The 15,076-nt window shown below is 54.0% G+C and carries 16 protein-coding genes; 12 read left to right on the top strand and 4 right to left on the bottom strand.

Annotated features, from left to right (window positions below; all coding sequences use genetic code 11):
* The first annotated feature begins 38 nt into the window (after positions 1–38).
* A complete protein-coding gene (locus tag M655_RS22570) occupies positions 39–647 on the top strand; it encodes an ECF transporter S component (protein WP_005827723.1) in 609 nt (202 codons plus the stop codon).
* 317 nt (positions 648–964) lie between these two features.
* Entirely contained in the window at positions 965–2,431 is a 1,467-nt protein-coding gene (gene proS / locus M655_RS22565) for a proline--tRNA ligase (RefSeq protein WP_026558256.1), read from the top strand.
* 92 nt (positions 2,432–2,523) lie between these two features.
* Here proS and M655_RS22560 read toward each other — a convergent pair whose 3' ends face one another.
* Positions 2,524–3,162, bottom strand: a complete 639-nt coding sequence (locus M655_RS22560) for an HAD family hydrolase (protein ID WP_026558257.1) — start codon at positions 3,160–3,162, stop codon at positions 2,524–2,526.
* Between the two features lie 78 nt (positions 3,163–3,240).
* Positions 3,241–3,873 (bottom strand): winged helix-turn-helix domain-containing protein, encoded by a 633-nt coding sequence (locus tag M655_RS22555; protein ID WP_005827728.1) that lies wholly within the window; start codon positions 3,871–3,873, stop codon positions 3,241–3,243.
* A 151-nt stretch (positions 3,874–4,024) separates the two neighbouring features.
* On the opposite strand from M655_RS22555, the gene bcp reads away from it, so the two are divergent.
* Genes bcp through M655_RS22535 form a run of 4 tightly spaced genes read left to right on the top strand, consistent with a single transcriptional unit; the run spans position 4,025 to position 6,948 of the window.
* Positions 4,025–4,495 (top strand): thioredoxin-dependent thiol peroxidase, encoded by a 471-nt coding sequence (gene bcp / locus M655_RS22550; protein ID WP_005827730.1) that lies wholly within the window; start codon positions 4,025–4,027, stop codon positions 4,493–4,495.
* A 34-nt stretch (positions 4,496–4,529) separates the two neighbouring features.
* Entirely contained in the window at positions 4,530–5,582 is a 1,053-nt protein-coding gene (locus M655_RS22545; protein WP_005827732.1) for a M42 family metallopeptidase, read from the top strand.
* A gap of 9 nt (positions 5,583–5,591) precedes the next feature.
* Positions 5,592–6,353 carry a class I SAM-dependent methyltransferase gene (locus M655_RS22540; RefSeq protein WP_007786789.1) on the top strand — a complete coding sequence of 254 codons (762 nt, stop codon included), beginning with the start codon at positions 5,592–5,594 and terminating at the stop codon, positions 6,351–6,353.
* A 46-nt stretch (positions 6,354–6,399) separates the two neighbouring features.
* Positions 6,400–6,948, top strand: a complete 549-nt coding sequence (locus M655_RS22535; protein ID WP_005827736.1) for a cob(I)yrinic acid a,c-diamide adenosyltransferase — start codon at positions 6,400–6,402, stop codon at positions 6,946–6,948.
* A gap of 133 nt (positions 6,949–7,081) precedes the next feature.
* Here the strand turns inward: M655_RS22535 and M655_RS22530 are convergent, their stop codons facing one another.
* Positions 7,082–7,987, bottom strand: coding sequence for a complex I NDUFA9 subunit family protein (locus tag M655_RS22530; protein WP_005827737.1), 906 nt, complete (start codon positions 7,985–7,987; stop codon positions 7,082–7,084).
* A gap of 127 nt (positions 7,988–8,114) precedes the next feature.
* On the opposite strand from M655_RS22530, the gene nth reads away from it, so the two are divergent.
* The 3 genes from nth to M655_RS22515 all read left to right on the top strand — a co-directional run bounded on the left by nth (position 8,115) and on the right by M655_RS22515 (position 11,459).
* Complete coding sequence (gene nth / locus M655_RS22525) at positions 8,115–8,849, top strand: endonuclease III (RefSeq protein WP_026558258.1); 735 nt, start codon at positions 8,115–8,117, stop codon at positions 8,847–8,849.
* 157 nt (positions 8,850–9,006) lie between these two features.
* On the top strand, positions 9,007–9,441 hold the full coding sequence (gene perR, locus M655_RS22520) for a peroxide-responsive transcriptional repressor PerR (RefSeq protein ID WP_025845534.1): 435 nt from the start codon (positions 9,007–9,009) through the stop codon (positions 9,439–9,441).
* 320 nt (positions 9,442–9,761) lie between these two features.
* On the top strand, positions 9,762–11,459 hold the full coding sequence (locus M655_RS22515; protein ID WP_369750416.1) for a glycosyl hydrolase family 18 protein: 1,698 nt from the start codon (positions 9,762–9,764) through the stop codon (positions 11,457–11,459).
* A 76-nt stretch (positions 11,460–11,535) separates the two neighbouring features.
* Here M655_RS22515 and M655_RS22510 read toward each other — a convergent pair whose 3' ends face one another.
* Positions 11,536–11,910, bottom strand: coding sequence for a YgzB family protein (locus M655_RS22510; RefSeq protein WP_005827746.1), 375 nt, complete (start codon positions 11,908–11,910; stop codon positions 11,536–11,538).
* Positions 11,911–12,025: 115 nt separating this feature from the next.
* On the opposite strand from M655_RS22510, the gene M655_RS22505 reads away from it, so the two are divergent.
* The 3 genes from M655_RS22505 to M655_RS22495 all read left to right on the top strand — a co-directional run bounded on the left by M655_RS22505 (position 12,026) and on the right by M655_RS22495 (position 15,076).
* Positions 12,026–12,901, top strand: coding sequence for a hypothetical protein (locus M655_RS22505; protein WP_005827748.1), 876 nt, complete (start codon positions 12,026–12,028; stop codon positions 12,899–12,901).
* Positions 12,902–13,157: 256 nt separating this feature from the next.
* Positions 13,158–14,339 (top strand): RtcB family protein, encoded by a 1,182-nt coding sequence (locus M655_RS22500; protein WP_007784671.1) that lies wholly within the window; start codon positions 13,158–13,160, stop codon positions 14,337–14,339.
* Positions 14,340–14,569: 230 nt separating this feature from the next.
* Positions 14,570–15,076 carry a hypothetical protein gene (locus M655_RS22495; protein ID WP_237716657.1) on the top strand — a complete coding sequence of 169 codons (507 nt, stop codon included), beginning with the start codon at positions 14,570–14,572 and terminating at the stop codon, positions 15,074–15,076.

Here is a 15,076-nt window from a genome sequence, read left to right as displayed (position 1 = left end):
ATTCCTCAAAGAAGGAGAACAAAGAGGAGATGGTACACATGAAAGAAACAGCCTTGCATTCTTCGCGCAGAGCAACCCAGCGGATCGTGACGATTCCGATGCTGGCCGCCGTTGCCTTTATCCTGCAATTTTTGGAGGTTCCCGTTCCGCTGATGCCGAGCTTTCTGAAGCTTGATTTCAGCACGCTGCCAGCGTTGATCGGCGGGCTTATGTACGGTCCGGTGGCCGGAATCATCATCGAAGTTTTGAAAAATACATTGCACTTTCTGTTTAAAAATGCAGACGGACTGGTGATCGGCGAGATTGCCAATGTGATTGCCGGCGCCAGCTTCATTTTGCCGGCTATCCTGCTGCAACGCAGCGGCCAGGGCAAAAAAGGTTTTCTGACAGGGCTTGCGCTCGGAACATTGCTGATGACAGTCGTCATGGCTGTCGCCAACGCATACGTCCTGCTCCCGGCTTACGCTGTGCTCTACCATATGCCGATGGCAGAGCTGCTCGCGATGTTCAATGCGACGAGCGTCTGGTCCCTCGTCTTGGTCGGCATTGTGCCGTTCAACATTTTCAAAGGCGTCGTGCTCGCCTTGGTCGCCTATCCTGTTTACGCCAAGCTGGGCGCTCGCCTGGCCCTGCGTACCACAAATTGACATCGGCCTTTCGACTTGCTAAGATATGTTCTTAAACGAACCGTTTTTGTAAAAAGGCTATGAAAGGACCCGCAGCTATTTCCCTTGTTCCAGAGAGTCGGCCCTAGTCTGGAAGGCTGATACGAGGCATACCTGCACCCCATCCTGAAGCCGCCAGCGACGAGCTGGTCCGGTCGCCCCGCCGTTATCGGGTTGGAAAAGAGGACTGTGGCAAAAGCCATGGTCAATCAGGGTGGTACCGCGGAAGTCAATCCTCCGTCCCTTTTGGGATGGGGGATTTTTTGCATTTCATGCGAATAAAAAAGGAGCGTAGAAGGATGAAAGAGGACAAAGCGTTTGTAAAAGAAATTACACCGCAGTCGGAAGATTTTTCGCGCTGGTACATTGATGCGATCAAAAAGGCGGACTTGATGGACTACACCCCGGTGCGCGGCTGCATCGTCTTCAAGCCCGACGGCTTCGAGCTGTGGGAGCGGATTCAGGAGGCGATGGACAAACGGTTCAAGGAAACCGGACATCGCAATGCCTACTTCCCGATGCTGATTCCCGAGTCGTTTTTCCAAAAAGAAAAAGAGCACATCGAGGGCTTCAACCCAGAACTGCCATGGGTGACCGAAGCGGGCGGCGAACAGTTGGAGGAAAAGCTCGCCCTGCGCCCGACCTCGGAGACGATCATCGGCCACATGTACAGCCAGTGGATTCAGAGCTACCGCGACTTGCCGATCCTGATTAACCAGTGGGCCAACGTGTTCCGCTGGGAAAAGCGCACGATGCCGTTTTTGCGCACATCGGAATTTCTCTGGCAGGAAGGCCACACCGCCCATGCGACAGAAGAAGAGGCGCGCCAGGAAACGATGCAGATGCTCGAAATTTATCGCGAAGTAGTCGAGCAGGAGCTGGCGATTCCGGTATGGAAAGGGCAAAAGACGCCGAGCGAGCGCTTCGCGGGTGCGGTTGACACGTACTCGATCGAAGCGATGATGAAGGACGGAAAAGCCGTGCAGGCAGGTACCTCGCACTATTTGGGCGACAAGTTTGCGCGCGGCTTCGAGATCAAGTTTTTGGACCGCGACAATCAGTTCAAGTACGTGCATACGACCTCGTGGGGCAGCTCGACGCGGCTCATCGGCTCGATGATTATGGTGCACGGCGACGACCGCGGCCTGGCGCTGCCGCCACGGATGGCGCCTACGCAAGTCATCATGATTCCGGTAGGTCCGATGAAGCTGCGGGAAAAAGTGATGGAGGCGTTCGATCCGCTTTTCGACGAGATCAAAGCGGCAGGGGTTCGCGTGCGTGCCGACTTGCGCGAAGAGACGCCGGGCTGGAAGTTCAACGAATGGGAAATGCGCGGGGTGCCGCTGCGCCTGGAGCTTGGGCCGCGCGACGTGGAAAACGGTCAGGCGATCCTGGCCCGCCGCGATACGGGCGAAAAAGTGACCGTGCCGCTGGCGGGAATTGCCCAGACGATTGCGAAGCTGCTCGAAGACATCCAGCAAAACATGTTCCAAAAAGCGCTGGCCTTCCGGGAAGCTCATTCTCATCTCGACGTCGACACGATGGAGCAGTTGGCTGCGCACATCGCCAACTGCGAGAGCGAGAACCGCCCAAGCGGCTGGGTGCTGGCCGGCTGGTGCGGAGACGACGCTTGCGAAGCCAAGGTCAAGGAAGAAACCAAATTTACCTCCCGCAACATTCCGTTCGATCCGCCTGCCCAAAAAGCAGCCTGCATTTGCTGCGGCAAAGAGGCGAAGCATACGGTCTGGTTCGGGCGGGCGTACTAGGCGGTTCTGGTAACGCATACGCTTGAACCGAAAACAAGGGAGTGCCCCTCGCGTGAAAAAGAGGGCACTCCCTTTTTGCCTGTGCGAAAAACTTAGCGGCCGAGCACCCAGTCGGCAAAAACCTGTGCGTCGGAAAAGCGGTAGTCCGGCTCCGGATCGAAGCTTCCGGCCTTTTGCGTGACGGGCAGCCAATCGACCCCGACCGTCGTAAGCCCTGCCGCACGCCCGGCCACGATGTCGGCATCGCTGTCGCCTACAAAAATCGTCTCCCCGGCCGTTGCGCCAAGCTCTTTCAGCGCAGTAAAAATGCCTTCCGGGTGCGGCTTTGGCTGGCTCACGTCATCGCCTGTAATCACGACGGAAAAATACGTTTCCAGTCCCCACTCGCGCAAGGAAATATCTGCGCTTCTCCGTCCTTTTCCCGTGACGATTCCCATCTGGACTCCAGCCGCGTGCAACTGCTCCAGCATGCGGGCGATTTCCCCGGGGTTTTGCACCCGGGCATGCTCGCTCGTGTAGATGGCAAAAAAATGATCCAGTGCCGCGGCATGCTCGTGTGCGGGCAGCCTGTTTTGCAAAATGCCTGTCTCCGTCGGCCCGAACAGCGCGACGATTTGCTCGTCTGTGTAATGCTCCTGCAAAAAGCGCTGAAAAGTCGAGCGAAAAGCCGTGAAGATGAGCGGGAGCGTATCGGCGACGGTTCCGTCAAAATCAAACAGAATGGTGCGCATCATCCACCCTCCTTTTGGGCTGAAAAACAAAGAAAAACCATCTTTCTTGATGGTTTTCCTGGTGTGGTTCTCTGCTTTTTACAGAGGCTTGTCCTGATCGTCTGCATCCTCAAACGGTTCTTCCGAATCGTCAGTCGGGTCAGCAGGCGTCAACGGGAACAGAACGTCGAAAAACTTGAATTTGCGGCGTCCCGGCTCGTTTTTAAAGCCTTTGTACTTCTGCAAAAGATCGCTGATGTCGTCGACCAGTTGGTTGCGTTCTTCCTGGCTCAAATAAAATTCAGTCAGGTTAAAAGCAAACGTGTTCTGGTATTCCTTGCGAACATCCTGATCGCTTGCCACGAAGCGGTTGAGTGTCCTCATGAGATCCTTTTCTGTCGTGCGAAACGGAGTGAACATGACGTCACTCAATTGCTGTGCGTTTTCCTCAATCATAAGCTGAAGCTTAACCTGAATCACCTTGGCGACTGGCTCGTAATATTTCTCAACGATGGAACCTTTGACGCGGGTATCCACCTGTTCGAGCAAACCAACACGCACGAGCTCCTTCACGTGGTAGTGAAGACGTGCAGCATTTTCGCCTAGTTCCGTAGCGATTTGTTTGGCCGTACGCGGCTCCAAATCCTCGAAGAGTTCTAAAATCTTAACCCGTTCTGCTATGGCAAGGGATTTAAGCGCTTCTGGATCGGTTACTTCAAAAAACTCTTTCATGCCAATTCTCACCATCCAACTGACTAGGCCATTTTTTTATTTTTCTTAATTAATTCTATCGTTTTCTAATTGAAAGCGCAACGTATATGCGGATGAAGTGCCTGTAAGCTTGTGGTAAAATGAGACAAGTGATTTTTACGGAGGGATGAGCATGATCGCAAGCGGACAAGCCGCGCCGTTATTTACATTGCAGGCCAATCAGGATCAGACGATTTCACTTTCCCAATTCCGCGGGAAAAATGTTGTGCTTTATTTTTATCCGAAGGACATGACGCCAGGCTGCACGACAGAGGCGTGTGATTTCCGGGACTACCATCCGCAGTTCGCTGAGCTGAATACAGTCGTACTCGGGATCAGCCCGGATTCAGTCAAATCGCACGACAAGTTTATTGCCAAGCACGAGCTGCCGTTTCCGCTGTTGGCAGACCCGGAGCACGAGGTGGCAGAAGCGTACGGAGTGTGGGTGCTGAAAAAAATGTACGGCCGCGAGTACATGGGGATCGAGCGGACGACCTTTGTGATCGACAAGGAAGGAAACATCGCAAAGGTCTGGCCAAAAGTAAAGGTGAAAGGGCACGTACAGGAAGTGCTTCAATTCATCAAGGAAGAGCTGCAAGGCTGACAGGCAGAGTTGATACATAGAGGAGGAGCATTTCATGAGTGTGTCTACAGAGTATGTGGTTCAATCCTTTTGCCAATTGGCGAACATCCCGAGTCCGTCCGGCAACACAGCCAAAGTCATGGCGTGGGTAGCGCAGGAGCTGGAACAGCTCGGCGTCGAGTACAAGCGGACGAACAAAGGCGCGATTGTAGCGACTGTGCCGGGAGCGCGTGACGACAAGGCGCGCCTGCTGACAGCGCACGTCGATACGCTTGGCGCGATGGTCAAGGAAATCAAAAGCAACGGCCGTTTGAAGCTGACTTTGATCGGCGGCTTTGAGTTCAATGCAATTGAAGGGGAGCATTGCACGGTGGAAACCGCGAGCGGCCGCCTCGTCACCGGAACGATTTTGTCCTCGAAGGCTTCCGTCCACGTGTACGGCCGCGATGCAGGCAAGGCGGAAAGAACAGACGTCAACATGGAAGTGCGCCTGGACGAAAAAGTGACAAACAGGGAGCAGGTGCAGGAGCTGGGCATTTCCGTCGGGGATTTTGTCTCCTTCGACCCGCGCGTGACCGTCACCGACAGCGGCTTCATCAAGTCCCGGCACATTGATGACAAGGCGAGCGTCGCCATTTTGCTCGGCGTGCTGAAGGAGCTTCGCGAATCCGGGCAGCAACTGCCATACACCACGCACTTTTTTATCAGCAACAACGAAGAGATCGGCTATGGCGGCAATTCCAGCATTCCGGCAAACGTCGTGGAGTATTTGGCGGTGGATATGGGCGCGATCGGCGACGGCCAGACGACAGACGAATACTGCGTCTCCATTTGCGCGAAGGATTCCTCCGGGCCGTACCACTACGGTTTGCGCAGCCATTTGACCCGACTGGCCAAAGAAAACGGCTTGAACTACGCGGTAGACATTTACTCGTATTACAACTCAGACGCGAGCGCGGCGTTGCGGTCAGGGTACGACATCGTCCACGGGCTGATCGGCCCTGGCGTGGACGCCTCCCACTCCCATGAGCGCACGCACAAAGAAGCGCTGGAAAATACGGCGAAGCTCATCATGGCTTACCTGGCTTCCGAGGAAATGCAAGCATAGGAGGACGGCATGAGCAATATGTATCAATGGGCCGATTACTACGATTTGACGCAGCGCGGCGTTGCGGGCGACGTCGATTTTTACCTGGAAGAAGCGAAGCAGGCTGGCGGCAAAGTGCTCGATCTTGCTTGCGGCACCGGGAGAATCGCGATTCCGGTCGCCCAGGCCGGGATCGAGGTGACGGGCATTGACTTGTCACAGGAGATGCTGGCGCGCGCGCAGGAAAAGGCACAAGAGCAAGGCGTGACCACAGGGCTTACGCTGCTTCAGGGAGACATGCGCAGCTTCGATCTTGGCGAGACTTTTTCACTCATCATGATCCCGTTCCGCTCGTTTTTGCACCTGTTGCACATTCAGGAGCAGATGAAGGCGCTCGGCTGTATTCGCAAGCATCTGGCACCTGGCGGAAAGCTTGCGATGAACGTGTTTGTGCCCAAAATCAATCATTTTTACGAAGAAAATGAAAAGATGTCGCTGCGCGGAACGTATCCACTGCCGTCCGGGGGAGAAGTGTTGATGTGGGATTACACCCGCTACGACCACTTCCAGCAACTGTGCGAAGTGACCCGCATGTACGAGCGCACAGATGCGCGCGGCACTGTGGTTGAACGAGTGAATGGACGCTTTGTGCTGCGCTATATTTTTCCGACCGAGCTTCACCACCTTTTGCGCCTGAACGGGCTGAAGGTGACCAGGCGGTACGGCAACTTTGCCAAAGCGCCTTTTGATGCGAGCAGCACGGAATTGATTGTCGTTTGCGAGTCGGTGTAGCACCTTTCCAGACTTTCCAGACAAAGAAAAAAGGCGGGGGATACGGATGAAGATTTACACGAAATCAGGGGATAAAGGCGAGACTTCACTGGTGGCGGGCGTGCGCGTGCCGAAGTTCGCGGATCGCGTCGAGGCATACGGCACGTGCGACGAGGCCAACTCGCAAATCGGGCTGGCCCTGTCCCTGTTGCCCGCAACGGAGGCGTGGCAGGAGTTGCAGGATGTGTTTCACATCATTCAAACCAAGCTGTTCCATGTAGGCGCGGAGCTTGCCACACCGGAAGGGAAAAAAGTAGGCTGGCCGATCGGCGAAGAGGATGTGACGTTTCTGGAGGAGCAAATCGACAAGCTGGATGCAGGGCTGCCGATGCTCACCAACTTCATTTTGCCGGGCGGCCATCCCGCTGCCGCTGCCTTCCATATTGCCCGCACGGTTGTCAGACGCGCCGAGCGCAAAGCCGTCCATGTGGCGCAGCAAGAGCAGGTAAATCCGGCAGTCGTCAAATATCTCAACCGATTGTCCGACTATCTTTTCGTCGTCGCCCGTCACGTAAACAAAGAGACAGGCTCCGTGGAAAAAACGCTGCATGAATAAGCAAAAAGGGGTTGTCCCATAAGTCGACTGTCCGGCTTGGAGACGCCCCTTTTTTTGTGTGAAAACATCTGGCTGTTGGCTGGATTCATGCGTTTGGTTGGGGACAGGCCCCTTTTGCTTGAGCCAATACTATCTATCGGAGGTAAGTAGAGATTCCTGGGCGAAACGCGATTTTTTCAGTAGGAAAAGTGTCGTACAGCCGCTGGCCGTCGCGGCAGGCATTGCCTTCGAGCAGCATGGTCAGTTGCGTGTTGGTGATCGGAAAAAACGAGAAGCCTTCCAGCATGTTGACGACAGGCTTCATGAAGGCGAGCGGGATGTGCACTTTGCGAACCCGCTTTTTGCCGATTGCCTCGCCGATGGCATCGAGTATTTCTCCGTAGGAGATCGGATCAGGCCCGCCCGTTTCATAGATTTGATTCGTCGCAGCGGGCAGGCTCAATGCCTGGACAAACACATCCGCTACCGTTTTCCGCGCTACGGGCTGCAAAGGATAGGAGCCGTCGCCGATAACAGGAGTGACAGGCATGCGCACCAGATCCGCGAGCATGTTGACGAACTCGTCGCCCGGACCGAAGATGACCGATGGCTGAAAAATGACGTACGGGATTCCGCTTGCGATCACGAGCTGCTCGGCTTCGTACTTTGTGCGGTGGTAGGCGCTTGTCGCGTTTGCTCTGGAACCGAGGGCGCTCATGTGGACGAAGCGCTTTACGCCCGCCTGCTTCGCTGCCTCCACGACGTTTTTCGTGCCCTCGACGTGAATTTTGGGAAACGTAATCCCTTTGCCCGGCTGCTCGCGAATGATTCCGACCAGGTGAATGACCGCCTCGCAGCCTGCCATGGCGCTTTTCAGCGATTCGACGTCCAATATGTCTCCGGCTGCCAGAGAGACGCTTCCCGGCCCGGCCTGCCCGTGGTGCAGCTTGTCTTTTGAGCCTGGCCGCGTCAAGCAAACGGCATCGTGACCTTCGGCAATCAGCCGCTCCAACACGCCTTTGCCGACAAATCCGGTAGCTCCCGTCAGGAAAACCTTCATGCGTATCGCCCCCCGTTAAATCTTTCCAAGCCCATTTTACATCAGCACAGCGGCATCGTGCTATTGCTTGCGACGATTGCCGAGCCGATCAAGATCGGTATAATGTAGGAAAAAGGGGGATATATTTATGGCACAACGCAAAGTACCCGTCGCAGACATTTTGGATACGCTTCAGCAAATGTACCCGGATGCCCACTGCGAATTGAACTATACAACCCCGTTTGAGCTGTTGATCGCGACCATTCTTTCGGCACAGTGCACGGATAAGCGGGTGAACGAGATTACCGAGCCGATGTTTAAAGAGCTGAACCGGCCGGAGCACTACCTGCATCTCACCCAGGAAGAAATGGAAGAGCATATAAAAGGGCTGGGCTTGTATAAAAATAAGAGCAAAAACATTTTGGAGGCCTGTAGAATCTTGTTTGAAAAGTACAACGGGGAGGTGCCGCAAACGCATGCCGAGCTGGAAGCGTTGCCGGGCGTAGGGAGGAAGACGGCCAATGTCGTTCTCTCCAATGCGTTTGGCGTCCCGGCTATTGCGGTCGATACTCACGTGTTCCGCGTGGCGAACCGCCTCGGTCTTGCCAAAAGCGACAACGTAGACGAAGTGGAGCGCCAACTGATGAAGCGCATCCCGCGCGAAAAGTGGTCGGATGCCCACCATTGGCTGATCTGGCACGGCAGAAGAATCTGTGCGGCGCGCAATCCGAAGTGCGATCAATGTCCGCTGCAATCCATGTGCAAGTACGCTCTGACGGAGGCCAAAAAAGCGGAGAAAAAAGCGCCTGCGAAGCAAGCTGGCAAACAAGCCGCCAAGCCGAAAGCGAAGCCCGGAGCGAAAAAGGAGCCGAGCATTTCTTGAGGGAAGCTCGATTTCCAGTTCTTTCTCCTCAATTCCGCGTAATGGATATTGACAGTTTTCGCCGAATAGACGTACACTTATTTAAAGTAATTCTAATCAATGACAAACAGGATTGACTGATCTTTTGTCTTGCGAAAGACTGTGGGGTGTGACAATTATGACACAGCGTGTGGAAAAAGCTGTAGAAATCCTCAAAAACACCGGGGTTCGGATGACACCTCAGCGCCATGCCATTTTGACGTACCTGCTGGAGACGATGACTCACCCGACGGCTGACGAAATATACAAAGCTCTCGAAGGTAAATTCCCGAACATGAGCGTCGCAACGATTTACAATAACCTGCGGGTTTTTAAAGATGCGGGCCTGGTGATTGAGCTTACCTACGGGGACGCGTCCAGTCGCTTCGATGCCAATGTGGAGGAAGATCATTACCACGCGATCTGTTCCAATTGCGGGGCGATCCGGGACTTCCATTTCCCGTATTTGCGGGAGGCGGAAGAAGCTGCCGCAAAAGACATCGGGTTTAAAGTTACCGGACATCGTATGGAAGTATATGGCATCTGCGAGTCCTGTCAAAAGAGCGCCCACTAAAATGAAGCTGTACGGACGAACACCTTTTGTCTCAACGAAAGCTTAGCAAGTTGAGATAGAAGGTGTTTTTCTGTTGAAAGGTGTAACGTTTTGACTGTTCAAACGTCTTTTTTTGGGGGAGAGCGGGGCTTGTCTCTCGTTTTTTCCAGTAGACAAAAGGTTGTGAATCGTTTGAAGCCACGTTATGATCGAATTGACAGACGAATGACGAATGCATACAATCTGGTCCGCGTGCGGGCTTATTTGGCTGGGAGGAGGAACAGGCCATGAACATGCAGCTTGGAATGGCACCTCGCCCCAGGCGTAGACGGAGAAGGGCAATGCGCAGGCTTTTTGCGCTGATGCTTTTCTTGCTTGCCATTTTTGGCGGCATTTACTGGTTTTTCGTGCTTCGCGCTTCGACCGAGCACGTCCAGCCGTACGACGGCGACAAAGCGGTCATCGTCTACGAAGGACAGCGGGCGGATGCTTCGTATTTGCTGGAGGCGGAGCAAATCTTGCTGCCTTTTGACTTTATCAAGGAAAAGATTGATCCGGCGATCTTTTGGGATGAGCCTACCAAGTCGGTGATCGTGACGACGAAGGACAAAGTGCTCAGGATGGAGAGTGGCGAAGTAGTCGCCCATCTGAACAAGCAGCCGGTCAATTTGCAGGTGCCGGTCAAGGAAGTGGGCGGGACTCGCTACGTGCCGCTTGATCCATTGGAAAAGCTGTATCCTTTTGCTTTTGAGCACAAAGTGGATACAGGCGTCCTCACGGTGGAGCAGGAAGGGTACGAAATCGGGCAGGCAAAAGTCGTCAGCGACGAGGAAAAACAACCCGTTCGCGTTGGCGCTTCGCACCGCACTCCGATCGTTGCCGAGCTATCTGCCGGAGAACTGGTCGATGTGCTCGGCCAGCAGGAAGGCTACTACCGCGTGTTGACCGCTTCCGGAATCGCGGGCTTTCTCCCGGAGAAAAGCCTGGAGATGGCGAGCAAGCGGAAGGTCGCCTTGCAGCACGCCACTTCTTCCGAGGGGCAAGCTGCGTGGAAGCCGAATGGCGAAAAGGTAAACATGGTCTGGGAGCATGTTGTCAATAAAAATCCGAACGTCGCCCAAATCGGGGCGTTGCCTGGCGTCAATGTCGTCTCGCCCACCTGGTTTGAGCTGAAGGATGCAGAAGGGACGCTTTTGAACAGGGCTGACCCGGCGTATGTGAAATGGGCGCACAAGCGCGGCTATCAGGTGTGGGGGCTGGTCACGAACGGCTTCAATCCGGACTGGACCCAAGCGGTGCTCGGCAGCTACGACAAACGAGACAAGCTGATCGCCCAGCTCATTCACTACGCGCACCTGTACGATCTGGACGGCATCAACATCGACTTTGAAAATGTGTACTACGAAGACAAGGAGCGGCTCGTCCAGTTTGTTCGCGAGCTGACGCCGTATTTGCACCAGCAAGGGCTGACCGTTTCCATTGATGTCACCATCAAGTCCAATGCGAAGACGTGGTCGATGTTTTTGGATCGCAAGGCATTGGCCCAGGTGGTCGACTACATGGCTGTCATGACATACGATGAGCATTGGGCGGCGAGTCCAAAAGCAGGCTCGGTCGCTTCGCTGCCTTGGGTGGAAGCAGGCTTGCAAGGCGTGCTCGAGGAAGTGCCAAACGAAAAGCTGCTGCTGGGCGTTCCTTTTTACACGAGACTGTGGACGGAAGCCAAGCAGGCTGACGGCACAATCAAGGTAAGCTCCAAAGCGCTGTCCATGCCAAGGGCGCAAGAATGGGTGCAGGAGCGAAAGCTTACGCCTGTTCTCGACGAAGCATCCGGCCAACAATACGTGGAATATCGCGATCCGAAAGACGGGAATGTCTACAAGATGTGGCTGGAGGATGTCTCTTCCATGAAAAAGCGGATCGAGCTGGTCAAAAAGTACGATCTGGCCGGAGTCGCTTCGTGGCGGCGCGGATTTGAAGAGCCGGAGATTTGGCCGGCCATCGAAGAAGGCTTGAAAAGCGCCATAACGGCTCAGTAAAAAAAGAAGCCACCTGCTGCCCGTAAGACGGGATTGTGCAGGTGGCTTATTGTGTATCGCAAGGTCGAGGCACCAATCATGTCTGGTTTTGCTGAGGCTGTCCGTCTTCCAAGCGCAATGGCTGTCCGCAAAACATACAGGCATCTTCTTTTCCAAGCATCTTCGTTACTTTTTGGCACGAAGGACATTCCACCTGGGGAGCAGAGGTAGAAACCATGCCGGAAATCATGAACAACACAGTGCTGCCCATCGTCAAAATAAAGCCGATGATTAAAAGCAGCGTCATGAAGATGTGAGAGCCTTTTAACAGGTTGCCAAGGAAAGGTATAAAGTCCAGATATCCCCCGAAAAAAGCGTACCCTGTATACATCAGCAAAATGCCGATCACCATGCTCCAGTTGCCCCATGTGCGCATGCGTTTGATTTTGCTCAGGCGTTCAGTTTTTTTCATCATCATTCCTCCTACATTACAGTATAGCATACAAAGGTTTTGTCTGTTGACAAGCAGGAAACGAACAAATCGTGTAGAATCCATAAGTTCAACCCAGGGCAGGGAGGAACACGGTATGGCTATGAAGCGAGAGGAGAGTCAGCAAACGTATCTGAAAAAGCTACAACAGCGCCCGGACGTACAAGCTGTGCTGGTTTTGCCTGTTTCGGATTTGCTGGTCCCGTTTCGTGATGGAGCCTTTTATTTTGTAGTGGTCAACCAGCCGCAAGCTGAGGGGAAAATCCGCCGCCTGCATCTTCAGGGACGAGTGGTCATGGAGCAGCAGATCAGTACATGGCAGCTTGAAAAGGGAGCCGTCTGTGGTCTGGATGAGCGCCTTGCCTCGATGCTTGGCAAAGCCGAGATTTTGTGGGACAAGGACGGCTATATGAAGCAAATGAAGCTCCGGCTGAGCCGTCTGCCGGCAGCGCTGCAAAAGAAGTTTATTTGTAGGGAGTATTCCCAACTTCTCCGGTTTTTCCACGAGACAAAAGAGTTTTTGCAGCAAGGAATGATTTTGGATGCGCATCATTCGCTCATTCAATCGCTGCATTCGTGGGCGAGGCTGATTGTGTACGAGGCTGGCGAACACCCGCAGGCTGCTTTGTGGTCCCAGGTGAAGCAGATGGATTCTTCGGTGTTCAAGTTGTACGAGGAGCTGTCGGTTAACGGAGAAGCGCTTGAGAAGCGGATTGAGCTGCTCGTGCTCGCCATCGAGTTTTGGATCACCTCCAAAATTAAGGAGTCCGTCACGTTCTTAATGGAAGTCATGGAAGCAAAGGCAGGACCTTGGCGGCTGGAGGAGCTGATGAATCATCCGGCGATTGTAGATGCGCAAATCGAAGTTCCCCTTCTTATAGAGAAAATGATTCAAAGGCTGCTAATCCAGGAGGTCGTCTTCACGGAGGGCGCAAACGGCGACAAGGAAGTCGGATTAATATTGCTCAGGTAAAACTTTTTAAATCCTATTGACTTCCGTCTTGGGGACATGCTATATTAACAAACGTCGCTGCTGCACGAACGAAATACTGGCAGCGAAAAAAATGAAAAAAACACTTGAATTATTGAGTGGATATGTGGTAAATTAAAAAAGTCGCCTCTGGGCGATAACGAAAATGCTCTTTGAAAACTGAACAGCGAAAGCGTTGATGAGTCTATCATTAATGATTTGCCAGCTTTGAACCAGAAGGAGAGGAGCAACAACGAAAATGAAAACGATCGATCACGGGAATTGCCATCGGGAAGTGCAGCTTGGCGCTGGCTCCGTTCACGTGTTTGCCAATGACGAAGTGTTTGCCACATTTGGGCAGCGCGTGTTCGAGATGGCGGAACATAACTTGCGCATCCCTCGCAATGTGTACTTTTCCTATACGCCGGATGCCCATGTCGGAATCGGGACGTGCATCGGGACGACGGCCGTCTGGAATATGCATGACGGGTTTGTGTCGCCCTCGATTGTCGGCTCGGATATCGGCTGCGGCATGCGCGTGCACCTGACGCCGCTGCATCGGGATGAGCTGAAAGACAAGCAATTGAAGCGCGAGCTGATTCAGGCGATTGAAACGTACGTGCCGACGACGGAGCGCGGGCAAACGAGCTACACCGATATTTCCCTCGAAGAAGTGGTGAAGCATGGCCTGAACGGCCTGCCTGCCGCGTATTTGGCGGAGCCGGCGGGCGAGCCGGGCGGGGTGAGCCGCTCCTTGACTCATGTGGAAAAGCATACATTTGCCTTCGATCACGCGGCGCTTGCGCACATCCCGGCCAAGTCGTGGCAAAGAGCGTGGGGACAGCTCGGCACGCTCGGCGGCGGGAATCATTTTATCGAAATCCAGTCGCTCGAAATCGCGGAGGACAACCGGGAGATCGCACAGGAATGGGGCTTGTTCGACGGGCAGGTCGTCATCATGATTCACTCCGGCTCCCGCGCCTGGGGCGCCATGCTCGGACGGGATTACACGAAAAGCTTCAAGGAAGCGATGTTCAAGTGGGGGATTGAAAATCCGGAGCCGAGCCTGGTCTACGCCCCGATTGATACAGAGGAAGGCAAGCGATATTTGAACCTGATGTACTCGGCCTTGAATTACGCGGTGGTGAACCGCCATCTGATCGGCTATGCGGTCGAGCGGGCTTTCCGGGACGTGCTGGGAAAAGACTTTTCCACGCCGGTCCTGTACGATTTGATGCACAATTACGCCTTGCAGGAATATCACCGCAACACGCCGATGCTCGTCCATCGCAAAGGGGCGACCAAAGCGCTTCCGGCTGGCCACTTCCAAAATCCGAAGGCGTACAAAGACGTGGATCAGATTATTGATTCCGTCGTGGGGGCAAAGCTGGCGACAGTCGTAGCCAAGTGCAAGCCGCTCGTCGCGATCAAAGGAGTATGAGCCGAGATGGTTTCCGCTGCCGGGCGGGAGCCATCTTTTGCTTTCCTTTTGGCAAAATAGGTTCGAATGTAACATAAATTGCACCGCTTCCCCAACCGATATGAGAAAAGAGACCAAATAGGGGAGATAGGGGAACAGCTATGGCTACATACTACTACTTCACCTGCCAAAAGTGCCGGACCCGGGGGGGAGTTTTCGGCGAACAACCTTGGGGGTGGGGGAACTTTGACATGATCGAGTCCTTTAAGTTCCTGGCTCATCACATTCGCACGTGCGGGGAGGAGCACATCCGCGTCATCTCGGAGGAAGTGGACGAATACATCGATCAGCTTCACGGAGAGTACAACACGTTCCTGGAGCAGACGAAGCATATTTTTCCGCACTCGAAGGATTGGGAGTTTCTCGACCGCTGGAAGTCGCTAAAAGTTGAGGAATTAAAGGAAAAATGGGTAGAGGAAAACCGGATTGCCCACCCGGATGACCGCTTGAAGATTTACGGCACGCTTGTGGAAGTGGAAGTTTTGCAAAGAAGGGCCGGACGCGTTTCCTTCCTGGCGACCGTGACGGACCGTGAGAAAACAGCGTGGAGGCTTTCTGCCACCATGCCCGAATTGCCTGCGCTCGAGCAATCCTATATCATCATAGGAGTAAGACAGGATCATCCGGAGCTGGGGGAGATTGTGGAAGTGTTCAAGATGATTCCCCAGTCTGCAGATACGAAAGAGAGGGATCGCTAG

It is taken from the genome of Brevibacillus sp. NSP2.1 (assembly GCF_000470975.2).
Classification (GTDB): Bacteria; Bacillota; Bacilli; order Brevibacillales; family Brevibacillaceae; genus Brevibacillus; species Brevibacillus agri.
Note: the sequence above shows the minus strand (reverse complement) of the source record. Positions and strands in the feature narration are given on the sequence as shown.

Bases quoted from the DNA above. Each gene is read 5' to 3' on its own strand.
- M655_RS22535 (WP_005827736.1), top strand. From the start codon at position 6,400: ATGAAGATTTACACGAAATCAGGGGATAAAGGCGAGACTTCACTGGTG.
- M655_RS22555 (WP_005827728.1), bottom strand. From the start codon at position 3,873: ATGAAAGAGTTTTTTGAAGTAACCGATCCAGAAGCGCTTAAATCCCTT.
- M655_RS22540 (WP_007786789.1), top strand. From the start codon at position 5,592: ATGAGCAATATGTATCAATGGGCCGATTACTACGATTTGACGCAGCGC.
- bcp (WP_005827730.1), top strand. From the start codon at position 4,025: ATGATCGCAAGCGGACAAGCCGCGCCGTTATTTACATTGCAGGCCAAT.
- M655_RS22545 (WP_005827732.1), top strand. From the start codon at position 4,530: ATGAGTGTGTCTACAGAGTATGTGGTTCAATCCTTTTGCCAATTGGCG.
- M655_RS22500 (WP_007784671.1), top strand. From the start codon at position 13,158: ATGAAAACGATCGATCACGGGAATTGCCATCGGGAAGTGCAGCTTGGC.
- M655_RS22495 (WP_237716657.1), top strand. From the start codon at position 14,570: ATGATCGAGTCCTTTAAGTTCCTGGCTCATCACATTCGCACGTGCGGG.
- perR (WP_025845534.1), top strand. From the start codon at position 9,007: ATGACACAGCGTGTGGAAAAAGCTGTAGAAATCCTCAAAAACACCGGG.
- M655_RS22510 (WP_005827746.1), bottom strand. From the start codon at position 11,910: ATGAAAAAAACTGAACGCCTGAGCAAAATCAAACGCATGCGCACATGG.
- M655_RS22515 (WP_369750416.1), top strand. From the start codon at position 9,762: ATGCGCAGGCTTTTTGCGCTGATGCTTTTCTTGCTTGCCATTTTTGGC.
- M655_RS22505 (WP_005827748.1), top strand. From the start codon at position 12,026: ATGGCTATGAAGCGAGAGGAGAGTCAGCAAACGTATCTGAAAAAGCTA.
- M655_RS22570 (WP_005827723.1), top strand. From the start codon at position 39: ATGAAAGAAACAGCCTTGCATTCTTCGCGCAGAGCAACCCAGCGGATC.
- M655_RS22560 (WP_026558257.1), bottom strand. From the start codon at position 3,162: ATGCGCACCATTCTGTTTGATTTTGACGGAACCGTCGCCGATACGCTC.
- nth (WP_026558258.1), top strand. From the start codon at position 8,115: ATGGCACAACGCAAAGTACCCGTCGCAGACATTTTGGATACGCTTCAG.
- proS (WP_026558256.1), top strand. From the start codon at position 965: ATGAAAGAGGACAAAGCGTTTGTAAAAGAAATTACACCGCAGTCGGAA.
- M655_RS22530 (WP_005827737.1), bottom strand. From the start codon at position 7,987: ATGAAGGTTTTCCTGACGGGAGCTACCGGATTTGTCGGCAAAGGCGTG.